This is a genomic window from Micromonospora sp. NPDC049081 (genome assembly GCF_040648835.1).
Classification (GTDB): Bacteria; Actinomycetota; Actinomycetes; order Mycobacteriales; family Micromonosporaceae; genus Micromonospora; species Micromonospora antibiotica.
The window spans coordinates 146,947-169,174 of sequence record NZ_JBEZEK010000007.1; the positions used below are offsets into that span (position 1 = coordinate 146,947).

The 22,228-nt window shown below is 74.4% G+C and carries 14 protein-coding genes; 8 read left to right on the plus strand and 6 right to left on the minus strand.

The annotated features are described in order from the left end of the window. Positions 1–53: 53 nt before the first annotated feature. Both AB0B63_RS13420 and AB0B63_RS13425 read right to left on the minus strand, forming a co-directional pair. Positions 54–3,224 carry a thioesterase domain-containing protein gene (locus AB0B63_RS13420; RefSeq protein ID WP_357017916.1) on the minus strand — a complete coding sequence of 1,057 codons (3,171 nt, stop codon included), beginning with the start codon at positions 3,222–3,224 and terminating at the stop codon, positions 54–56. Next, positions 3,221–6,739: an AMP-binding protein gene (locus AB0B63_RS13425; protein ID WP_357017919.1), complete on the minus strand. Its 3,519-nt coding sequence runs from the start codon at positions 6,737–6,739 to the stop codon at positions 3,221–3,223. Before AB0B63_RS13425 ends, AB0B63_RS13420 begins: the two co-directional genes overlap by 4 nt. Before the next feature lie 631 nt (positions 6,740–7,370). Between AB0B63_RS13425 and AB0B63_RS13430 the strand changes: the two genes are divergently transcribed. Then, positions 7,371–7,985 carry a class I SAM-dependent methyltransferase gene (locus tag AB0B63_RS13430; protein WP_091239114.1) on the plus strand — a complete coding sequence of 205 codons (615 nt, stop codon included), beginning with the start codon at positions 7,371–7,373 and terminating at the stop codon, positions 7,983–7,985. Between the two features lie 149 nt (positions 7,986–8,134). After that, positions 8,135–8,740, plus strand: a complete 606-nt coding sequence (locus AB0B63_RS13435; protein WP_208566385.1) for a class I SAM-dependent methyltransferase — start codon at positions 8,135–8,137, stop codon at positions 8,738–8,740. 24 nt (positions 8,741–8,764) lie between these two features. Here AB0B63_RS13435 and eccB read toward each other — a convergent pair whose 3' ends face one another. Then, entirely contained in the window at positions 8,765–10,150 is a 1,386-nt protein-coding gene (gene eccB, locus AB0B63_RS13440) for a type VII secretion protein EccB (protein ID WP_357017923.1), read from the minus strand. A 194-nt stretch (positions 10,151–10,344) separates the two neighbouring features. Between eccB and AB0B63_RS13445 the strand changes: the two genes are divergently transcribed. Together AB0B63_RS13445 and AB0B63_RS13450 are read left to right on the plus strand one after the other, a co-directional pair. Then, positions 10,345–11,058 carry a spermidine synthase gene (locus tag AB0B63_RS13445; protein ID WP_357017926.1) on the plus strand — a complete coding sequence of 238 codons (714 nt, stop codon included), beginning with the start codon at positions 10,345–10,347 and terminating at the stop codon, positions 11,056–11,058. A 204-nt stretch (positions 11,059–11,262) separates the two neighbouring features. Beyond that, complete coding sequence (locus AB0B63_RS13450) at positions 11,263–11,442, plus strand: hypothetical protein (protein ID WP_208566388.1); 180 nt, start codon at positions 11,263–11,265, stop codon at positions 11,440–11,442. A gap of 192 nt (positions 11,443–11,634) precedes the next feature. Here AB0B63_RS13450 and AB0B63_RS13455 read toward each other — a convergent pair whose 3' ends face one another. Next, positions 11,635–11,955 (minus strand): multidrug efflux SMR transporter, encoded by a 321-nt coding sequence (locus AB0B63_RS13455; protein ID WP_208566389.1) that lies wholly within the window; start codon positions 11,953–11,955, stop codon positions 11,635–11,637. Between the two features lie 277 nt (positions 11,956–12,232). Here AB0B63_RS13455 and AB0B63_RS13460 point away from each other — a divergent pair, with 277 nt between their 5' ends. Next, positions 12,233–13,249, plus strand: coding sequence for a hypothetical protein (locus tag AB0B63_RS13460; RefSeq protein ID WP_357017930.1), 1,017 nt, complete (start codon positions 12,233–12,235; stop codon positions 13,247–13,249). Between the two features lie 29 nt (positions 13,250–13,278). Here the strand turns inward: AB0B63_RS13460 and AB0B63_RS13465 are convergent, their stop codons facing one another. Both AB0B63_RS13465 and AB0B63_RS13470 read right to left on the minus strand, forming a co-directional pair. After that, positions 13,279–14,424 (minus strand): acyl-CoA desaturase, encoded by a 1,146-nt coding sequence (locus AB0B63_RS13465; RefSeq protein WP_357017932.1) that lies wholly within the window; start codon positions 14,422–14,424, stop codon positions 13,279–13,281. Between the two features lie 14 nt (positions 14,425–14,438). Beyond that, positions 14,439–15,530, minus strand: coding sequence for a ferredoxin reductase (locus AB0B63_RS13470; protein ID WP_357017935.1), 1,092 nt, complete (start codon positions 15,528–15,530; stop codon positions 14,439–14,441). Between the two features lie 83 nt (positions 15,531–15,613). Between AB0B63_RS13470 and AB0B63_RS13475 the strand changes: the two genes are divergently transcribed. From AB0B63_RS13475 to AB0B63_RS13485, 3 genes are all read left to right on the plus strand, one after another. Further along, positions 15,614–16,900: a helix-turn-helix domain-containing protein gene (locus AB0B63_RS13475; protein WP_357017938.1), complete on the plus strand. Its 1,287-nt coding sequence runs from the start codon at positions 15,614–15,616 to the stop codon at positions 16,898–16,900. Between the two features lie 162 nt (positions 16,901–17,062). Further along, positions 17,063–17,422, plus strand: coding sequence for a hypothetical protein (locus AB0B63_RS13480; protein WP_357017941.1), 360 nt, complete (start codon positions 17,063–17,065; stop codon positions 17,420–17,422). Beyond that, positions 17,419–22,212, plus strand: a complete 4,794-nt coding sequence (locus tag AB0B63_RS13485; protein WP_357017943.1) for a caspase family protein — start codon at positions 17,419–17,421, stop codon at positions 22,210–22,212. The genes AB0B63_RS13480 and AB0B63_RS13485 overlap by 4 nt, the downstream gene beginning before the upstream one ends. Positions 22,213–22,228: the final 16 nt, after the last annotated feature.

The window sequence follows — 22,228 nt, forward strand, 5'->3', positions numbered from 1 at the left end:
TCCCCGTACGGTTGCTGGTGCGGTACGCCCCACCGGGCGGACGGTGTGCCGGTTCACCGGTCGTCCCGGGCGGTGTCGTCGACCACGTGCAGGCGCAGTTCGCTGAGGTACCGGCGGCCGGCCGCGTCGGGCACCCAGGCGTCGTCCGGGCCGGGCAGCATCTCGCTGACCGTCAGGGAGACCTCGGGGCCGTCGCCCATCCGGGCGGCCCGCACCATGGCGCAGAACATGTTCGCGAAGGCCGGGCTGCTCAGGTCGGCGTAGCAGGGTTTGGTCTCGCTGCCGAGCTTGACGTAGACCTGCTCGGGCAGGTCGAGGCGGTGTCGCCAGGCCCGCACCGCGAGGAACCGGTCACGTTCCCCGGCGGCGTCGGCCAGACCGCTCTCCCCCACCGTGGTACGCCAGGTCCGCCGGGCCACCACCAGCCGGTCGATGGTGACCCGGGGGGTGTACGGGGCGGCGGCGACCAGCTTGAACCCGTCCACCGCGTGGGCGCTGAGCAGTTCACCGAAGACCTCGGTCAGCGGCCAGCTCTCGCCGTCGGCGGCGGTGGCGACCAGCCGGCCGTCCCGCTCGGACACGGTGAGCGCCACCGTGGGCAGCACCCGGGTCGGGTCGGCCCCGGGCGCCGCCGCGAAGGCCAACTGCCGGTCGCTGGGCCCGGCGAGGGCCTCGGCGGTCCGGCTGGTCCGCCGTGGCCAGTCGGTGGGGTACAGCAGCCGCAGCCGACGCCCGCCCAGGTCCGTGGTGAGGGCGTCCCGCAGCCGTTGTGGGTCGGGGTGGGCCGGGATGAACACCTCGCAGTCGAAGGACGCCCACGCGGCGTGTAGTTCGCCGAGCACGACGGTGTACTCCCCGCGCGCCAACGCCTCCGCGTCGGACGCGCAGAGTTGCAGGTCGGGGCTGTGTAGGACGGCCTTGGACCAGTGCGCCGGGGCGGCCGGGAAGACCTCGTCGACGCGGTCGGCGAGATCGGCGGCGGCGAGGCGCACCTCCCGGGTACCCGGTGGCAGCCCGGCGAAGCCGAACAGTCCCGCCCAGCGGGCGGCGAAGTCGGCGGCGACCGCGTCGACCGGGCGGTCGCCGGTGCCCCAGAACAGTCCCTGGGCGAGGTACCACAGGTCGGCCAGGGAGACGGTGGCGTCCCCGGTCTCGCCGCGCAGTTCGTCGTACAGCTCACGGAACACCCGGTCGTACGCCTGCGCCAGGGCGGCCACCATCCAGCGGGCGGCCCGCAGCAGCACGTCGAGCGGCGCGGCCAGGTCGGCCAGGAACGGGGCACCGAGGGTGACGTCGAGATCCCGGGCGGTGTCCTCGTGGCAGAGGGTGCGGCCGGCGTACATCCGGCCCTCCCGACGCCGGGGCGACCGCCCGGTCAGCTCGGTGAAGGTGGTGTCGAGGGCGTCGAGGGCGTCGCCCAGGCGGTGCGGGTCACCGGCGGCTGCGGCGACGGCGTCGCGGGCGGCGGTCAGCCGGTCCAGCCCTGACCGGGCGGCCAACCGGGCCGCCGGATCGCCGACGGCGTCGATCCGGGCGCGCAGCACCTCCTCCGCGGCCGGGCTGACCGGCAGGGCCGCGTCCCAGGTGAGCAGCTCCCGTTCGACGAGCCGGTCGAGCAGGGTGTAGCCGTCCTCGGGCCGGCGCAGCCCGATGGCCGGGTCGGCGACCAGCTCGTGGGCGGGGCGGCGGCCGTCGACGGCGGCTAGCAGCGCGGCCTCCACCGGGGACAGCGCCACCGGTGGTTGTCCGGGGCGCAGCACGGTGCGGTCGCGCACCGCGACCTGCGGGGCCAGCACCGGCGGCCACCAGCGCCGGACGGCGAGTTCGGCGCCGATGCACTCGGCGTACTCGTCGAGCGCCCACGACTCGAACCGGACCCACCGTCGCCGGGTCAGTTCCGGGCCGACCCGCAGCCGGGCGGTCTCCGGCTGCGCCGGGTCGACGGTCACCCAGCAGCTGGGGCCGAAGAAGCCGACCGTCTCGTTCTTGCCGCAGTACCGCTGCCAGTACTTGAGCAGGGCCCGTTCCCGGTCACGGCGGCGCACGTTGCGCGGCGCGTCGGGACCGCCCCGGACCAGACCGTCGAAGGCCACCAGCGCGCCCCGGTTCTGCCAGGTCACCGCCTCGCGCACCAGCGGGTCGGCGGCGAGTTCGGTGAACCGCTGCCCGGCGGCGCGGACGGCCTCGTCGAACTCCTTGTCGAAGCGTTCGACGCCGCCGCCGGTGGCCAGCAGCTCGTCGGCGAGCGCGGCGGCGGCCGGGGCGGCGAACAGGGCGAGGCCGTCGGCCGGGAAGCCGGTGCTGCGCAGGATCGCGTCGCGCCACACCGACCAGCCGGTGTCGCCCAGCGGCACCCGGTGGTCGACCGTCCCACCCGTACCGGGTGCCGGTACCGACGCGACGGGCCCCGGGGCGCGGCCGGCACCGACCGAGGCGGCCCGGTCGGTGCCGGTCTCGGTGCGCGGGGCACCGGGGGTGGTGGGCGGCGGGGAGCCGAGGGCGGCGGTCAGGTCGGCGCGGATCAGACCGAGCAGGTCGGGCAACCGGTCGTGCAGGAAGAAGTGCCCGCCGTCGAGTTCGTGCAGGGTGAAGCCGGCTGCGGTGTGCCCGGCCCAGCCGGCGCTGTGCTCCCGGCTGACCGCCCGGTCGGCCCGGCCGCCGAACGCCACCACCGGCACCGGCAGCGGCGCCTCGGGGACGTACCGGTAACTGTCGACCCGACCGAAGTCGGCGCGCAGCAACGGCAGCAGCAGCTCCACCAGTTCCGGGTGGTCGAGCAGGCCGGCGGGCAGGCCGCCGCCGTCGGCGAGCCGGCGCAGCAGTTCGTCGTCGGCCACCTGGGACAGCCCGTCGAAGAGACTCGCGGCGGTGACGTGCGGGGCGCGGGCACCACCGACGTAGAGGCGCAGCGGCAGCTCACGGCCGGTGCGGCGCAGTTCCCGGACCACCTCGAAGCCGAGCCGGCCGCCCATCGAGTGCCCGTAGATCGCGTACGGGCGGTCGGCCCGGTCGGCGACGGCGGTGGCCACCTCCGCGACGGTGAAGGCGGCGTCCTCGCTGATCCGGTTCTCCCGGCCGGGCAGCTGCACGGCCAGCACCTCGACGTCGGGGCCGATCTCCGCCGGCCAGCGGCGGAAGGCGCTGGCCCCACCCCCGGCGTACGGCAGGCAGAACAACTGCACCGGTGCCAGGGGTCGGCTTCCGGGCGAGACGAACCAGTTCACCGTGCGCCTCTCTGCGGTGGATCGATCCAGTGCCGCCGGCGCTGGAAGGGGTAGCCGGGCAGCCCGGTGCGCCGCACGACGCCCTCCGGGTGCAGCGCGGCCCAGTCGACGTCCCGGCCGGCCACCCACCCGGCGGCCAGGTCCCGCAGTGCGCCGGGCGCACCGGCCACGGTGACGCCGGTGGTGAGCAGTTCGTCCAGCCCGGCGATCGCCTCGGTCAGGTCGGCGGCGACGACGGCGGCCCGCCGGCCGAAGGAACGCCGGCCCAGCGCCAGGGTGGCGGCCACCTCGGACAGTTCCGGCCCGGTGCCGGCCAGGTGGGTACGCAGCCGGGTCAACGCCGCGCGCAGCGTCTGCGGGGTACGCGTCGACACCGGCAGCAGCCAGGACCGGGGTGCCGCCGGCTCGGCCGGTACGACCGGGGGCGGCTGTTCCACCACCACGTGCGCGTTGGTGCCGCCGAGGCCGAACGAGCTGACCCCGGCCACCCGGCGCGGCGCATCCGGCCAGTCCCGGGCCTTGGTCGGTACGTAGAACGGGCCCCCGGCCAGGTCGATCTCCGGGTGGGGGCGGGTGAAGTGCAGGTTCGGCGGGATTACCGCGTGCTGGACGGCGAGCACCGTCTTGATCAGACCGGCGATGCCGGCCCCGGCGTCGAGGTGACCGATGTTGGTCTTCACCGAGCCGAGCGCGCAGGACTCGGCGGGGGCCGCCCCGCCGTACACCTCGTGCAGGGCGGCGACCTCGATGGCGTCGCCCAGCGGCGTACCGCTGCCGTGGGCTTCGATGAAGCGGACCTCGCCGGGGGCGACCTCGGCGGCGGCCAGGGCGTTGGCGACGGCGGCGGCCTGCCCGGCGGGGCCGGGCACCGCGAAGCCGGCCCGGTCGGGGCCGTCGTTGGTGACCGCCCAGCCGGGCAGGACGGCGTAGATGCGGTCCCCGTCGGCCTGGGCGTCGGCGAGCCGGCGCAGCGCGACCACCCCGACGCCGGAGCCGAAGCCGGACCCCTCGGCGGCCTCGTCGAAGGCGCGGCAGCGGCCGTCCGGGGAGGCCAGCCCGCCGGGGGTGGCCCGGTAGCGGGGCCAGGTGACGCTGACCCCACCGGCGAGGGCGATGTCACACTGGTAGTCGGCGAGGCTCTGGGCGGCGAGGCAGACCGCGACCAGCGAACTGGAGCAGGCGCTCTGCACCGCCACCGCCGGCCCGGTCAGCCCCAGCCGGTACGCGACCTGGCCGGGCAGGTGGTCGGTGGCCTGCCGGCCGATCAGCCGGGCCTCCCAGTCGTCCGGGTCGACGTCGCCGACCACGGCCGGGTTGTCCATCAGGTGGAACAGGAAGTAGCGGTTGGCGGAGGTCGCCGCATAGACGCCCACCAGGCCGGGGAAGCGGGTCGGGTCGTGCCCGGCGTCCTCCAGCGCCTCCCACGCGGCCTCCAGGAAGAGCCGGTGCTGGGGGTCGGTGCGGGCGGCCTCCTCGTCGCCCATGGCGAAGAACTCGGCGTCGAAGTCGGTGACCCCGTCGAGCCGGCCGCCGGCCCGCACGTGCCGGGGGTCGGCGCGCAGTCGCGGCCCGATGCCGAGGGCGTCCAGTTCGGCGTCGGTGTGGTCGTGCACGGAGTCCACCCCGGCGCAGACGTTCCACCAGAAGGTCGCCGCGTCGGGTGCGCCGGGGAACCGGCCGGCGAGCCCCACCACCACGATCTCGTCGCCGGTGTACTCGCGGGCGGCGACCGGCGGGGTGGCCGGGGTGGGCAGGGTCGGCGCGGGGGCCGCCGCGGTGCGGACCGCCGCCTCGGGCGGGTGCGGACCGACGGCCGGGTGGTCCCCGTCGAGGAGGCGGGCCTGCGTGGCGATCGTCGGGTGGGCGAACAGCCGCACCATGGGCGGCGTCACCCCGAACCGCTCGGAGATGCGCTGCTGGACCTGGCCGAGCAGCAGCGACTGCCCGCCGGCGTCGAAGAAGTTCTCCTGCCGCCCGATGGCGCTGCGGCCCAGCACCGCGCACCAGATGTCGTGCACGGTGCGCTCGGTGGCGGTGGTGGGCTCCTGCCCGGCGGGGACCTCGGGGGTCGGGTCGGGCAACGCCCGCTCGTCGATCTTGCCGGTGACGGTGAGTGGGAACGCGTCGAGCACCAGCACGGCGCGGGGCAGCGCGTGTTCCGGCAGCCGCCGGGCGAGGGCGGCGCGCAGGGCCACCGGGTCGAGACCACCCTCGGCCGGCACGGCGTACGCGAGCAGTTCGCCGCCCCGGGCGATGGCGCGGACGGCGGCGACGCCGGGCTGGTCGGCGAGGACCGCCTCGACCTCGGTCAGCTCGACCCGGAACCCGCGTACCTTGACCTGGCGGTCGAGCCGGCCGAGGCAGACCAGCTCACCGTCGGGCAGCCGGGTCCCCAGGTCACCGGTGGCGTACGTGGGCATCCCGTCGGGGTCGACACCGAACCGGTCGCTCGACTGGCCCAGGTATCCGGGGGCGAGGTGCCGGCTGCGCACCACGATCTCGCCGGAGTCGGCCAGCCGCAGTGTGTAGCCGGGCAGCGCCGTGCCGATCGGCAGCGGGCCGGTGGCGGCGGGGGCGGCGGTGGCCAGCGGCAGCGCGTACCGGGCGGCGAAGGTCATCTCGGTGGCGCCGTACCCGTTGACCAGGACACAGTCCGGGGCGAACCGGTCGCGGCCCCGGGTGGCGTCGGCGTGGGTGGCCTGTTCACCGCCGAGCAGCACCACCCGCACGGTGTCCAGCCGCCGGTCGCCGAGGGTGTCGAGCAGGAACCGGTAGACGGTCGGGGTGGAGTGGTAGACGGTCACCCGGTGCCGGGCGAGCCGCTCGACGGCGTACGCCAGGCCGTGTCGGCGCAGGTCGACCGGGACGAGGGCGGCCCCGGTGAGCAACGCCGGGTAGAGGTCGGGGATGGCCGCGTCGACGCTGAACGAGGCGAGCAGGCTGAGCCGGTCGGTCGGGCCGATCGCCAGGGTGTCGATCTGGTTGTCGACGACGTGCCGCAGGTTGCGGTGGGTCTGGGCGACGGCCTTGGGCGTGCCGGTGGAGCCCGAGGTGAACAGCACGTAGGCCGGGCTGTCGGGGTCGACGGGGGTGGGCCGCAGCGGCGCTGTCGCGCTGTCGTCGAGGACGAGCACGCCGGTGCCGGGGCGTGCGGCGCACAGCGTGTCGGCCAGCGCGCGGTGCTCGGCGGTGCAGGCGACGACCCGCACGTCGGCGGCGACGTCGAGCAGGCGTCGGAGGCGGTCGATCGGGAACCCGGGGTCCAGCGGCACGTACGCCCCACCGGCGGCGAGGGTGCCGAGGGTCGCGGCGACGGCGGCCACGCCGTGCCCGGTGAGCAGGGCGACCAGGTCGCCGGGCCGGACACCGGCCGTGGTGAGCGCGGTGGCGTGCCCGCCGACGGTGGCGGCCAGGGCGGCGTAGCTGACCTCGTGGGTCTCGCCGAGGATCGCCGGCTGGTCGGGACGGGTGGCCGCGACCTCGGCGAACTGTTGGATGATCGTCGGTTGCGGCATGTCAGCGGGCCAGCTCGGCTCCACTGTGGGCAGGCGCGCAGGAACAGTCGATTGTGATCATGATCCCCCCCAGGACTTCACAATGGAAGCAGAATAGGGCTCGATGCGGCCGAGAAAAGATCATCGATCGGAGTCGGACCGAAGGGCCCATCGGCACCTGAAGATCGGACGGCGAAATTCGGCCGATCATCCCCCTAGCGCGAAAAGGAGTTTCAGCCTAAGCGCCTACCGGCAAGTAAATTTGCGGCAAAAGCCCCTGCAAACCGGCGATTTTCCACCGTGGACGGCACCTTAACGGCAGGTCAGGTGGGTTTCCACGACCGCCCGGCCCACGCCATCCTAGGGTCGACGGGCCGGACGTCCCGCCCGACCGACGCCGTTCGCGCCGACCGCCGCCCGACCCCGCCGGCCCGGAGCAGGGGCGGCGCACACCCAGGGTGAGGCCCCACGCCACCGAGCGTCACCTGGTAAGACCCGGTGCCAAACCGCCGCTCACGGGGGCTGACGATGGCCGCCCAGGTCCGTAGCATCTGTCGGGGTGCCCGCGTCGGGGTGGGCATCCGACGGCCGGCCGGGTGCCTCCGCACGCGCGCCGGGTGGCGACGTTGCGCGACGGGCAGAGAGGCCGGCGATGAGTCGAGCAGAGCAGGACACCGCGGCGGGCACCGAGGGCGAGGACTACACCCAACGGCTGCAGCGTCTCGGTGGCGCGCGCTGGAAGCAGGTGCTCGACGTGCAGGCGCCCTACCGGTGGAACCTCCAGCGGCTCGAGCTGGGGCGCACCCTCGACGTCGGCTGCGGCCTCGGTCGCAACCTGGCCAACCTCGGTGAGGGCGCGGTCGGGGTGGACCACAACCCGACGTCGGTGGCGCACGCCCGGGCCGCCGGCCTGGAGGCGTACACGATCGAGGAGTTCCACCAGTCCCCGCACGCCCGGCCCGGCGCGTTCGACGCGCTGCTCGCCGCCCACCTGCTGGAGCACCTGCCCGCCGAGGCGGCCCTGGAGGTCATCTCCGGCTACCTGCCGTTCCTGCGGTCCGGCGGCACCGCCGTCTTCATCACCCCCCAGGAGCGGGGGTACGCCAGCGACGCGACCCATGTCCGGTTCGTCGGCTTCGACGAGGCGGCGCAGGCGGCCCGCGATCTCGGCATGACGGTGGTCAAGCAGTACTCCTTCCCGTTCCCCCGGTCGATGGGCAAGGTCTTCACCTACAACGAGTTCGTCACGGTGGCCCAGCTGCCCTGAGCCGCGTCACCCGCGGGTGACGGACCAGCGGCAGGCGGACGCCGCGCGGCTCCCGCGGGCCTCCGACCGGGGCCGCCGGTGTCGCGGGCCGGGACCCGAGCTGTCCGTGCCCGCCGCGCGGCACCCGGCCGGCCGGTTACCGTGGCGACATGACCAACCCGACCCGGTGGGCGACCGAGACCGGCCCCGAACACTCGCAGTGGTACATCGACCGGTTCCGGCGGCTCGCCGCCGAGGGTGCCGACCTGGCCGGTGAGGCCCGCCTGGTCGACGCGGTGGTGGCCCCCCGTTCGCGGATCCTCGACGCCGGCTGCGGCACCGGCCGGGTCGGTGCCGCCCTCGCCGCGCGGGGGCACCGGGTGGTCGGGGTCGACGCCGATCCTGCCCTGATCGAGGCGGCCCGCGCCGACCACCCCGGGCCCCGCTGGCTGGTCGCCGACCTCACCGAGTTGGATCTCGCCGGCTCCGGCGAGGGGGAACCCTTCGACGCCGCCGTGGTCGCCGGCAACGTGATGGCCTTCGTCGCCGCCGGCACCGAACCGACAGTGCTGACCCGGATCGCCGCCCACCTGCGCCCCGACGGGGTGGTGCTCGTCGGTTTCGGTCTCGACCGGGGTTACCGGCTCGACCACTTCGACGCCGACGTGGCCGCCGCCGGCCTCCGCCTCGACCAGCGCTTCGCCACCTGGGACCTGCGCCCCTGGCGGGACGACGCCGACTTCGCGGTCAGCCTGCTGCGCCGCCCGACCGACTGAACCGCCCGGGGTGGGCGGAATCGGTCAGGACGGGGCGGCGACCGCCCGGGCGGCGGCCGGGTCGAGGGGGCTGCCGGCGGGGACCAGGCTGACCAGGCCGGCGGGGAGCCGGACCGGGGTGACCCCCTGGTAGCCGAGCATCCCGAGCACCTCACCGTCGGCGAGCACGTAGCGGCGGCCCAGGTCGGTGACCACGGAGACCGCACCGCCGTCCGCACCCGGCGCGGCCACCGACTCGACCACCGCGCCCCGGCCCGGCTCGACCAGCACCTGGTCCACGCGCACCCCGCCCGAGCCGTCGGCGGTGCGGGCGGCGGCCGAGAGGTCCGGCACGGTCGCGCCGACCCTGATGTCGCGGACCACGCCGTCGACGCCGACCCGGACACAGAGCGCGCCGTCGTCCACGCCGGCCAGGCGCGGCGGGGCCGGAGGCGGCGCGGTCGGGCCGGCGGGCACCAGATCCGGCAGCTTGGGCAGCGCGGCGAACCGACCCAGGCTGACCGGTGCCGGTTCGTCCTGGCCGGTGCGGGCCATCAGCAGGGCGGCCTGGAGTTCGGTGATGCCGGCCAGGCCGGCCCGCTCGGCGACCGCGTACTGTCGGCCACCGCCGGAGTTGCGGACCAGGTAGACGTCCCCGATCGTCGCTCCGGCGACCTCGGCGGAGGGCTCGCCGAGACCGGCCACCGGGGGCGGGGCCAGGTCGACACCCGCCGGCAGGGCGTTGAGCAACGCCGGGGCGGCCGGAACCGCGCGCTCCCGGGTCGCGGCCAGCGCCGCGAGCACCCGGGCGGTGTCGCGCAGCAGGTACCGGCGGTGATGCCAGATCAGGTGCAGGCCGCCGTCCGGGTGCCGGACCAGGACCGCCTCCTCGGTGAGCCGCCGCCCGCCGGTCGCCTCCCGGCCGATCAGCAGGGCCGACCGGGAGGTCGCCCGACCCGCCTCCGTCGGCTCCAGCGAACACACCGTCCACGGGGCGGTGGAGAGCCGACCGGGGGCGGGCAGTGAATCCGGCGCATCGGCGATGCCCAGTGGCAGGCCGCGCGGCACCCCCTCGATGGACCGACGCGACACCAGCACCGTGCGGGACCGGTCCGCCCCGACGATCAGCAACGCCGACGCGTAGTTGAGCACCGGGTGCAACCTGCCGTCGCGGTAGACGAACCGGGCCCCGGACTCCTTTTCCACGACCACCGCCCCGGTGTCGCGCCAGGCCGACCCGCCACCGGCGAACAGGCCGTAGAGGGCGAAGCCGCCCAGCCCGATCGCCGCGACCAGGACACTGGCCAACCCGGTGCCGGCCAACCGGCGAAACGGCGAACGCGCCGGGTCGGTCTCCCGCATGACCAGGGCGGCGACGGCCCGCTGCACGGTGAACTGGTAGGAGTGGAGCTGGTCCTGCCGCGACGGCATGGCGTCCCTTCCGCGAGTCCTCGGCGGACAGGATATGCGCTGTGTCGATGTCCCGTTGACCCTCCGTCGCCGACCAGCGGGGGCCGGGAGCCGGCCGGGGCGGACCCCGTCCGGCGGGCGTGCGCGAGCCGACACCGGTCCGAACCGGTCGCCCCGGTAGCATCCCGGCACGACGACGGTGGAAGGGTGGCCGGGTGGGCGTGCGATTCGAGGAACTGGCCTGGCGGGAGACCCCGATCGGCGCCATCAGCCTGCGCCGACGGCGCGACCCCGCACTCGACGTCGACGTGTACGAGGTCAAGCTCGACGACGAGTACCTGATGTCCAGCCTCTTTCCGGTCGCCGAGATCGAACTGGCCCGGCTGGGCCTGGCCCCGCTGGCCGACGAGCCGCTCGACGTGGTCGTCGGCGGCCTCGGCCTCGGCTACACCGCGCGTACCGCCCTGGAGGACGCCCGGGTGCGCTCGGTGCTGGTGGTGGAGACGATCGAGGACGTCATCGACTGGCACCGCCGCCAACTGCTCCCCTTCGCCGCCGGCCTCGCCCCGGACCCGCGGACCCGGTTCGTGCGGGCCGACTTCTTCGCCACCGTCGCCGCCGGCGTCGGCTTCGACCCGGACCAGCCCGGCCGCCGCTTCCACGCGGTGCTGCTCGACGTCGACCACTCCCCCCGCAACGTGCTGCACCCCAGCCACGCCGCCTTCTACACCCCCGACGGCCTCCGCCGGCTGGCCGACCTGCTGCTGCCCGAGGGGGTGTTCGCGCTCTGGTCGGACGACCCGCCGGACGACGCGTTCGGCCGGGTCCTCGCCGAGGTGTTCCCCACCTGGCAGGCCCACGTCGTCCCGTTCGCCAACCCGCTGACCGGCGGAGAGTCCGCCAACACCGTCTACGTCGCCCGGCGCTGAGCCTGCGGCGACCCGCCCGACGCCCGTCCCACCGCTGCGGCCGGCCCAGGGGCACCGGTCGGCTCGGGCCCGGTCCGGCACCGGCCACGCCGGCCCACCGGGAGGTGGCGCACCGCCCACGGGGCACGCGACGCGACGCCGTCGAGGCGTACGGCGGCGGCAAACGGGAATGCCGCCCGGTCAGTGCTGTCAGAGGAGGTGGACATGCGGGCCATGCTCTTCGTCGTCGGTGTCGTCGGCGGCGCGCTCATCCTGCTCGGGCTGCTCCTGGAGGCGGTCCGCTGGCTGGCGATCATCGGTCTCGTCGCGCTGCTGGTGGTGATCGTGCTGGCGTTCCTGCGGGGACGGCAGGCGGTGCACCGGCATTCCGCAGGCCGCCGCTAGCCGACGCCGGTAACCACGCACGGACCCGGGCCCACCGTGTGGGCCCGGGTCCCGCCGCCTCCCCGGTGGCGTCGCACCGGCCGCCGCTCCCACCGGGCGGCACCGAGAGGTGCCGACCCGGGCGATCCGGTGCCCACCCGCACGCACCCCGCCAGCGGCCCCCGGCTGCGGGCCGGGGGCGAGGCGGCCGGCTCAGTGCGCCCCGCCGAGGTTGAGTACCACCACTCCCCCGATGATCAGGCCCACCCCGATCACCTTCGACGCGCTCAACGGCTCGCCGAGGAAGGCCGCGCCGATCGCGACGATCGCCGCGGTACCCAGCCCCGACCACATCGCGTACGCCACCCCGACCGGGATGTCCCGGACGGCCAGCGCGAGCATCCCGAAGGCCAGCAGGTAGGCGACGGCCAGCCCGACCGTGGGCCAGAGCCGGGTGAACCCCTGCGTCGCCTTGAGCAGGCTGGTGCCGCCCACCTCGGCGCTGATCGCGATCAGCAGGAACACGTAGGCCATCTCACTCCCTCCGCCGCGTACCCCCATGATCGCGCACCGCCCCGGACGGCCCGGCGGGGTCCGACGCGGGACGGCCCGGCGGGGCCGGTCGCGTATCGGACACCGCGTAACCCGGCCCCGACCCCGACCGTCATACAGGCAGCACCGTCGTCCGGTCCGCCCGGCCGACACACCAGGGCGGGCCGGTACGCCGGACCCACCCGCGCCGGTCGCGCCGGGTCCGGCCGACGTGGCGGGCCGGGCGGATGCCGGGACCACCACGTCCGAAGGAGCCACCATGATCGGTCAACGAGTATTCGCCGGGGCTGCGGTCGGCCTGCTCACCGCGGCACTGGGCCTGCCCGGGACGGCGGCGGCCGACCCACGCCGGGACAGCCTGCGGTACTGCGCGCTGCATCCGCTGCCGCTGCCGGCGGGGGTGACGCACGGCGAGGCCCAGGCGGTGGACCCGACGGGCCGGTTCGTCGCCGGCATCGGCACCCGGATCACCGACGGGGTGTGGGAGCAGGTCCTGCTGATCTGGCAGGGCAATCGGGTCACCGCCGTGGACACCCCGCTGGCCGGAGAGGTCACCGGGATCAACCCGGCCGGCGTGGTGATCGGCAACGGGTCCATGTCCGCGACGTACCGCCCCTGGCGTTACCAGGACGGCCTGCTCACCGAACTACCCGTCCCGGGGACCGTCTCGAACGTCTGGGCCGAGGGGATCAACGCACGCGGCGACATCGTGGGACACGGCTCGGTGGAGGCCACCGAGACCCAGCTCCCGCTGCGGTGGCCGGCTGACCGGCCGGACGCGGTCGAGACGGTCGGTCCGCTGACCGACGGGATCGCCAACGCGGTCCTGGACGACGGCAGCGTCGTCGGCACCTCGGTCGGGCCGTCCGGACCGCCGAGCTACGCGGGCTGGGTACGTCGCCCCGACGGCGGCATCCGCTGGCTCAGCGTGCCCGGCAAACCCCGCGCCTGGGCGAGCGCGGGCCGGGGTGACTGGGCCGCCGGTGGGGTGGACGACACCCCGGAGGAGGGCGACGGGACCCCTCAGCGGTGGAACCTGCGCACCGGGGCGGCGACGCCGGTCCATCCGGCGGTGGGGTGGCGGATCTACGGCGTGACGGCCAGCGGTGTGGTGCTCGGCGAGTCGGCGGTGGGGCACGGTGACCGGGTGACGCCGCTGCCCGGGGTGACCAACAAGATCCGCTTCGTCCGGGCGGGCGCGATCGCGGACAACGGCATGGTGGTCGGCTGGACCGTGGGTGACCGGCTCACCCCGGTGCGCTGGACCGGCTGCTGACGGGCCACGCGGCGGGCCCGGCCGCGTGGTCAGACGCCGGAGGTGGCGAGGGCGCGGGCCGGGCGCTCGTCGGTGGTCGGCCGGGCCGCCCCACGGTTGGGCAGGGACAGCCGGATGACCTTCCACCAGGCGGAGGCGACCTGCTTGGGCAGCGGGCCGGTGGTGTAGGACAGCCCGTACCTGTCGAACAGTGCCCGTACCTGCGGGGCGATCTCCTGGTAGCGCTTGCTGGGCAGGTCGGGGAAGAGGTGGTGCTCGATCTGGAAGGACAGGTTGCCGGTCATGACGTGCATCAGCCGGCTGCCGCTGATGTTGGCCGAGCCGAGCATCTGCCGCAGGTACCACTCACCCCGGGTCTCCCCCTCGATCGAGGTCTTGGAGAACGTCTCCACCCCGTTGGGGAAGTGCCCGCACATGATCACGGAGTGGCTCCACAGGTTGCGGATCAGGTTCGCGGTGAAGGTGGCGGCCAGGGTGGTGAGGAAGGACGGGCCGGACAGCAGCGGGTGGATGACGTAGTCCTTGAGCACCTGGCGGCGGATCTTGCGGCCGACCCCGCGCAGCCGGGCCCGGAACTCGGGGGTCTTGTGCCGGCCCTTGCGCAGGTTGCGGCCCAGCTCCAGGTCGTACGCGGCGATGCCGTACTCGAAGAAGCAGGCGTTGAGGAAGTTCCACAGCGGCTGGCCGAGGTGCATCGGGTACCACTTCTGGTCCTCGTCGACCCGCATGATGCCGTACCCGAGGTCGTTGTCCTTGCCCAGCACGTTGGTGTACGTGTGGTGCAGCTGGTTGTGCGAGTGCTTCCACTGCTCGGCCGGGGAGACGTGGTCCCACTCCCAGGTGGTGGAGTGGATCTTCGGGTCGCGCATGAAGTCGTACTGGCCGTGCAGGATGTTGTGGCCGATCTCCATGTTCTCCAGGATCTTGGCCACCGCCAGGCCGGCGGTGCCGACCACCCAGGCCGGCGGGAAGAGCGAGAAGAGCAGCACCGCGCGACTGCTCATCTCCAGCGTCCGCTGCGTCTTGATCACCTTGCGGATGTAGGCGGCGTCGCTCTCGCCGCGCTCGGCGAGCACCCGGTCCCGGATGGCGTCGAGCTCCTTGCCGAGGATCTCGATGTCCTCGGCACTCAGGTGGGCGATCGGGTTGACGGGCTTGTGCTGGATGACGGTCACGTCCGGCCTCCTGGTCAGAGATCGATGTCGCAGGTACCGGCCGCCGCCGACACGCAGGTCTGAATGAGCACACCGTCGCCGGGCAGCGCGGTGGTGAGGGTCCCGTCGCGCAGGTCGCGCACCGCGCCCTGGCGCAGCGGCAGCACGCAGCCGTAGCAGATGCCCATCCGGCAACCGGACGGCATCAGCGCCCCGGCGGCCTCACCGGCGTCGAGGATGGGGGTGCCGCCGTCGGCGGCGACGGTGAGGCCGGCCCGGGTGAAGGTGACGGTGCCACCCTCACCGGGGGCGATGACCGTCGGCCGGAACCGCTCGGTGTGCAGCCGGTCGGCGACGCCGGCCGCCGCCCAGTGCTCCTGCACCGCGTCGAGCATCCCCACCGGTCCGCACGCCCAGGTCTGCCGGTCGAGGTGGTCGGGCACCAGGTCGGCCAACTCGTCGACGCCGAGCAGGCCGTCCCGGTCGGTGTGCCGCTCGACCAGCCGGATGCCGCCCTGGGCGGCCAGCGCACGCAGTTGCCCGCCGAACACCACGTCGTCCGGGGTCGGCGCGGAGTGCACCACGACCACGTCGGCCCGGCTGGGCACGCCGGAGCGCAGCATGCCCATCACCGGGGTGATGCCGCTGCCGGCGGTGAGGAAGAGCACCCGGGCGGGGACCGGGTCGGGCAGGACGAAGTCGCCCGTCGCCTGGTCGAGCTGGACGATGGTGCCCACCCGGGTCCGGTGGACCAGATGGTTGCTGACCCGGCCGTCGGGGATGGCCTTGACGGTGACGCTGATCAGGCCGTCGGGACGGTCCGGGGCGGAGGTCACCGAGTAGGCCCGCCACTGTCGCACCCCGTCGACGTCGACGCCGAGGCGGACGTACTGGCCGGGGAGGTGGCCACGCCAGTCGCGGCCGGGTTGGATGGTGAGGGTCGCCGCGTCCCGGGTCTCCGGGTCGACGGCGACGATCCGCCCGCGCAGGGCGGCCCCGGCGCGCAGCGGCGCGACCAGGTCGAGGTAGTCCGCCGGCAGCAACGGGGTGGTGACCGTCTCGGCCAACCGCAGGAGCCGGTCCCGGACGGACGTCTTCGCCGGGGGATGCGGGACGGTGGTGGTCATGACCCCAGAGTGCTCGCTATTCCGCATAACATCTTGACCAAGGAAGGTGAATCGGACGCGGTAACTTGTGCGGAGGGAACAACATGCCGGAATCAGGGGCAGCCGGTCAGCTCGGCGGTCGACTGGAGCTCGACGCCCAGGTGGCCGAACGGTTACGCGGCCGGCTGCCGATGGTCGCCGCACACACCGTCACCACCATCACCGCCGAGGTGACCGCCTACTCCGGCACCCTCACCGGCCAGATGCGCGAGAAGATCGAAAACGCGGTACGGGTGGCGTTGGGCACCTTCCTCCAGCTCATCGAGCGGGCCGGGGCGGCCGACCCGAGCACCCCCCTGAGCCGGGCGCTGGAGGCCGCGTACGCGCTGGGCGCCGGGGAGGCGCGGGCCGGCCGGAGCATGGACGCGCTGCTGGCCGCGTACCGGGTGGGGGCCCGGGTGGCCTGGCGGGAGGTCTCCACCACCACCGTGCGCAGCGGGTTGTCCGCCGAGACGGTCGCCGAGTTCGCCGAGCTGATGTTCGCCTACATCGACGAACTCTCCGCCGCCAGTGTCGCCGGCCACTCCGACGAGTTGGCCAACGTCGGCCGGGCCCGGCGGCGCGACCTGGACCGGCTCACCCAGCACCTGCTCGCCGGTGATCCGGAGGAGGTACTACGGCGCAGCGCCGAACGGGCCGAATGGTCCCCGCCGCAGACCCTGACCGTGGTGGTGCTGCCCCGCAGCAGCCTGCGCGGGGTGCTCGCGGTGCTGCCCCCGCACACCCTGGAGAGCGGCGAGGACCTGCCCGGGGCGCAGTGGGCCGAGGAGGAGGCGCTGCTGCTCGTACCCGACATGCACGGCAGCCGGCGTCGGCAGCTCGGCACGGTGCTGCACGGGCACCGCGCGGTGCTCGGGCCGGCCCGCCCCTGGGTCGCGGTCGCCCGGTCGTACCAGCGGGTGTTGAAGGCGCTCATGCTCGGTGTGCCGCGACCGGCGGACGGCACCGCGCTGGACACCGAGCAGCACCTCGCCCGGTTGGTGCTGCACACCGACCCGGAGGCGCTGGCCGACCTGCGCGCCCAGGTGCTCGCGCCGTTGGCCGACCTCTCCCCGGCGACCGCCGCGCGGCTGGCCGAGACGATGCGCTCCTGGCTGCTGCACCAGGGCCGCCGCGACGACGTCGCCGCCGACCTGTTCGTGCACCCGCAGACGGTCCGCTACCGGATGGGTCGGCTGCGCGAGCTGTACGGCGACCGGCTGCACGAGCCCGGCACGGTGCTCGACCTGACGGTGGCGCTGGCGTTCCCCCCCGCCGAGGGCGACGGCGGGCCCGCCGAGCACCCACCGGCCACCGCGCCTACGCCTTCGTCCGAGGCCCGGCGGCCGTGAGGCGGGACGCCGCGACCGCGCTCCACGAGGGACCGTCCGGCGTCCCACCACCTCGGTCACCGGGACCGGCCGCAGTGGACGGTCGGGGTGACTGTGTCGACAGGACGACAGGAACGCGTCCGGCGGCTGACAGCGCGCGAGGACGTGGGCCATGATGGCGGCATGCGTCTGATTTTCTCCGTCTCGGCCTCCGACGAGTCGCCGGTGCACGACCTTCGCGACGAGTTGGCGGCCGATCCGGAGCTGCGTGACGCCCGGGTCCGGCTGCTGCACACCGCCCCCGAACCGGGCACCCTGGGCGCGGCCGAGGTGCTGGAGTTCGTCGGCCAGGACGTCCTGCTGCCCGTGGTGATCCAGGCGGTGTACGACTGGTTCCAGGCCCGACGCGGCTCCCGCCGGGGTGCGGAGACCACCGTCACGGTCACCCTCACCGACAGCCCGGACGGCACCCGGGAGGTGAAGATCGAGGCGAGCGGCTCGGCCGAGGACGTCATCGCGGTGCTCCGGCAGGGCCTGCGGTGACCACTGCGCACCAACCACGGTTCGACCCGACGAAGTCCCGCGCCGTCATGCTGGGCGTCAGCCGGTACGACCACCTGGCGCTGACCGTGCCTGCCGCGCGGGACAACATCGAGGCGTTGGCCACCGCGTTCGCCGACCCCGCCGTGTGGGGCCTGCCGAGGCGGCGGATCAACGTGGTGCACGACCCGTCGGCCGACGACCTGGCCGGCTACGTCGAGGACGCGGCGCAACTGGTCGGCGAGGACGGCGTGCTGGTGGTCTACTACGCCGGCCACGCCGTCCGGGTGGGCCGGTCGATGCGGCTGCTGCCCCGGGAGGCCACCGACAACCCCGGCACCGAGTTCCCGGTGGAGGGTTTCGTGGCCGCCGCGCAGGGGGCCGGTGCCCGGCACCGGCTGCTGATCCTCGACTGTTGTCACGCGGGCAACGCCAGCGCCGCCCTGCCGGCGGAGCCGTTCCGGGTGGACGAGGAACTCAGCGGCTGGCAACTGCTGGCGGCCGTCCGCAGCGGGCCGGCGCTGGACGCCGGCCCGGAGGAGCTGCACACCCCGTTCACCAGGGCGCTGCTGGACGTCCTCGCCCACGGCCGGGCGGATGCGGCGCAGTGGCTGACGCCCGCGGAGGTGCTGCGGGAGGCCGGGGATCTGCTGGCCGGCGCGGGCTATCCCCGACCGGCCCGGAGCCCGGCCGAGTTCGACCGGGGCTGGGTGCGCAACGTGGCCTGGCGACCGCCGGAGAAACGGCCGGTGCCGTTCCCCCGCCGGCCGCCGGGGGCCTCCGGTGAGCACAGCGACCGGGCCGGTTTCGAGAGTGCCTGGCCGACACGTCAGGTGCCGTTCGAGGGCCGGATCCCGGAGCTGGCCCGGGGGGCGGCCAGCCTGGGGAAGCAGGGTGCCGTCCTGCCGGTCGTCGGGCCCCGGCACGCGGGCAAGCGGTACTTCGTCGACGAGGTGCTGGCCCGCTTCGCCGAGCAGGCCGACCGGGTCGCCGACGTGGCCCTGCTGCGGCTGGACATTCCCAACAGCAGTGCGCCCGAGCCGGTCCTGGGGGTGCTCGCCCGGGAACTCGACGTGACCATCGACGACGTCACCGACTACGGCGTGGACTACCCGGAGGCGGTCCGGCTGACCCTGGTCGACGAGTTGCAGAAGCAGCTGCACCGGCGTCGGCTGATCCTGTTCGTGGAGGGGTCCCGGCTGGGCACCACGCCGGAGGTGGTCCGGGCCGAGCTGGAGCGGCTGCTGGAGCTGCCGGTGTTCGACCAGGCGCTGGTCATCGTGGCGACCCGGGCGCCGGTCAGCGTCAGCGGCGACGGCCGGCTGCGCTACCTGCCGGTGATCCAGCTGCGGGAACTCAGCGAGGACGAGGCCACCGCGCTGGTCGACCAGGTGCTCTCCGACCCGGTGTACGGCGGCGGTCTGACCATCGCCGGGCTCGCCGAGGGGCGGCTCTGGACGGAGCTGGACGACAAGCTGGTCCGGCTGCCGGGGGTGCTGCACAACGGGATCGACGAGCTCGCCAACGACGTGCTCAACAAGCGGATCGAACAGGCCGGTGTCGAGCACCTGGTCGACGCGCTGCTGCGCCGCTCCGCCGCGACGGTCGGCGCGGGTCTGCGGGACGTTGACTGCTTCGCGCTGTGGACCGGCACCGACGGCGGGCGGGGTCGACCGGGCGCACTGGCCGTGTTGACCGCCTGGGCCGTCACCGACGGTCTGTGGATGTCCTCCGAGCTGCTCGAGTCGATGGGGTGCGGGCTCACCGCGATGGCCACCCACCACCTGGTCGAGGCGCGCATCCTCACCCAGCAGGAGCACGACGGCACGCTCTGGCTCGACCTGGGCCGGTCGACCCGGCACGCGTTGAGCAACGCGCTGACCGCCACCCTGCGCGGCACCGGCGGCGGCAACGTCTACGGCCGGGCCCTCGTCGACGGCGCCGAACTGACCCCCGACCAGCTCGACGAACCGGTCGCCGAGGCAATGTTCGCCCTGGTCATGGCGGTGCTGACGCAGCGGCAACGGCACCCGGCCAACGCCGACCGGCACGTCATGAAAGGCATCGACCGGGCAATCGGCTGCCTCGACGAGACCGTGGGCGGGTATCCCCGGCTGCGGGAGACGCTGACCAAGCTCGCCGCCGCGCACTCCGGCGACGCGGCGTTCAGCCCGGTGCTGCTGGAGGCCGCGACCACGCCGTCCGCCGCCGACCCGGTCGGCACGCCGGCCGACGCCGAGTCACCGTCGGACGGTGGGGAGACCCGCTCCGAGCGGCCGGTGCGCGCCTCCGGTTATCCAGTGGTCGCCGGTGCCGCCCAGCTCAACCAGGCGATGCGGGCCACCGGGCAGACCCAGCAGGTACGCGAAGCGTTCGTGGCCGCCGCCGACGCCGTCGCGGAGGCGATCGGGCAGGCCGACCGGGACGCGTTGTCACACCGGTTACTGAAGTCGATCGACACCGCGCTGTTCATCGGTGGCCGTCGGCTGCGGGCGGGGACCAGCCTGCTGCCGGCCCGGGAGCGGGCCGCGCCGGTGCTGGCCGAGTGCGCCCGGGCGGCCGGCGGCAGCCGACCCGACCTGATCAACGTGGCCATCTCCTGGCTGCTCAACACCGTCGACCTCCAGCTGACCTCGGGGCGGGTCACCGACTCGCAGGCCGCGCTCGGCACCGCCTTCGCCCTGTTCGACCTGATGCCCGAACCGGTCACCCTGCGGGACCGGTTCGCGGTGTTGCAGATGCGCCACCGGCTGCTGTGCGGCCGGGCCCGGGGGCAGCACCGCCTGGCCGACCGGGTGACGACCCTGTCCGAGGCGACGGCCGCGGTCGAGGAGGGACTGGCCCTGTCCGCGTCGGACAGCGACCGGGGTCTGTGGAGCATGCGGCTGTGCGGGGTGGCGACGCTGCTGGTCGCCGAGCAGCCGACCTTCGCCGACCAGTCGGCGACGGGCCGGCGGGTCGTCGAGGCGCTGACGTCGTCGTGGGGTTCGCCGGGCCGGTGGCCGAGCGACACCCGGATGTACGTGTGGCGGCTGCTGCACGCCGTGCACCGCGGCGACCCGGACGTGGTCAGCCAACTGGAGGCGGCGAAGCAGACGATGGCCCTGGTGCTGACCGCCGGGGAGTTCGCGCTGTTGCCGGGCATCGAGGCGGAGGTGCACCTGTTCGTCGCGCACTGCCTGCGCCGCAACAACCGGTTCGGTGACGCGACGACCGAGGCCGAGACCGCCCTGGAGTGCGCCAGACGGGCGCACGGCGACCAGCCGGGCGCCCAGTCGCTGCTGCGTGAGCTGCGCATCCAACGCGAGTTGGGGGGTTGGCGGGCCGAGGTGGACACGCCGGCACGCGGCGACGCACCCCGTACCCGGGTCCGGGACCAGAAGCTGTTGCGTCGGATCCGGGAGGTGCAGTCCTGGCTGGCCGACCAGGAGCACACCACCTGGCACCACGCGGTGCTCGACCTGTGGTGCCACCGGGCCCGGTGGAGCAACGAGGGCAACCTGCTGGCCGCCTCCACCCCGGAGGGGCGCGACGTCAGCAGCATCCCGCATCAGGAACGGCTGACCAACATCGGTCGGCTCTACCGGGTGCGCCGGGACAAGCTCGACGGTCACCTGCGGCGGTTCAGCCACTCCATCGAGCTGTTGCAGATGGAGGTGGGGCTGGAGCGGCAGTACCGGCGGTGGCTGGGGGTGCTGGAGACCTACCGGGACGAGCAGGGGGTGACCCGACGCAACGACGTCGACAACAGCGCGGTGTGGGATCTCATCCGGGCCGCCGAGCAGCGTTGGCCGGACCACCCGGGGGTGCTGGAGGTCCGGGCGGAGTTCCACCGCTACATCTGGGAGTACCGGCGGGCGATCGAGGCCTACCGACGGTTGACCGTCACCGCCCCCGACGGTCGGGGACGGTTGCGGCACGGGCTGGCCATGGTGGAGGCGGTGGTCGGTTACGCCCAGTTCTCCTGGCCCCGCAACGATCCCGACCCCCGTCCGCTGCTGGTCGAGGCGGGTGAGCTGCTCGCCGCCGAGGAACGGGAGGGGCCGTTCCTGGAGCAGTTGGTGATCCTGCGTACCCGGGTCGACCTGGAGCTGGCCCGGGAGATCGACTGGGCCGACGTCGAGAAGGTCGCCGGCGAGATCATGAGCAGCGACGGCTACACCGCCGGTGTCGCGGCGATGCTCAACCGGCGGTGGAGCGGCGACGCCGTGGTCACCAGCCTCGCCGATCCCGGGGTGTGGCGGATCGCCGAGGGCAGCCGGTTCGCCGACCAGCTGCACCAGCTCTTCGACACCTCCCCCCGGGTGCATCCGCTGGCCGACCGGGAGGTGACCGACGAGGCCCACTCGACGATCGCCGACTTCCTGCGGGAGAACTTCACCGAGGTCCAGCTCCTGCGTGGCCTCGGTGCGGTCTACCTGCGGATGGCCGAGCTGCACCGGCAGCCCGAGCAGGCCGGCCGGGCCTTCCACTTCTTCGACGGGTGCCGGGTCTTCCAGCAGGTCCACCTCGCCGGCCGGGTCACCCCGGTCACCCGGTTCCTGATGGCCCGGGCGATCCTGCTGGCCGCGGAGCTGACCCAGTCCGCCGACCCGATCGAGGGCCCGTGCCCGTGGGAGGGCAAGAGCTGGCTGGAGTACGCCGACCGGCTCCTGCAGTCGTGCAAGGACGAGTCGGTGGGTGAGTTCGGCAAGCAGTGCAGCCACTTCCGGAAGGTGACCACCGAGCTGCTGCGGAGCATCCGGTACCGGCAGGGGATGGAGAAGATGCGCAACCTGCGCCGTCCCCGGTGACCGGTGCCCGCCCCGG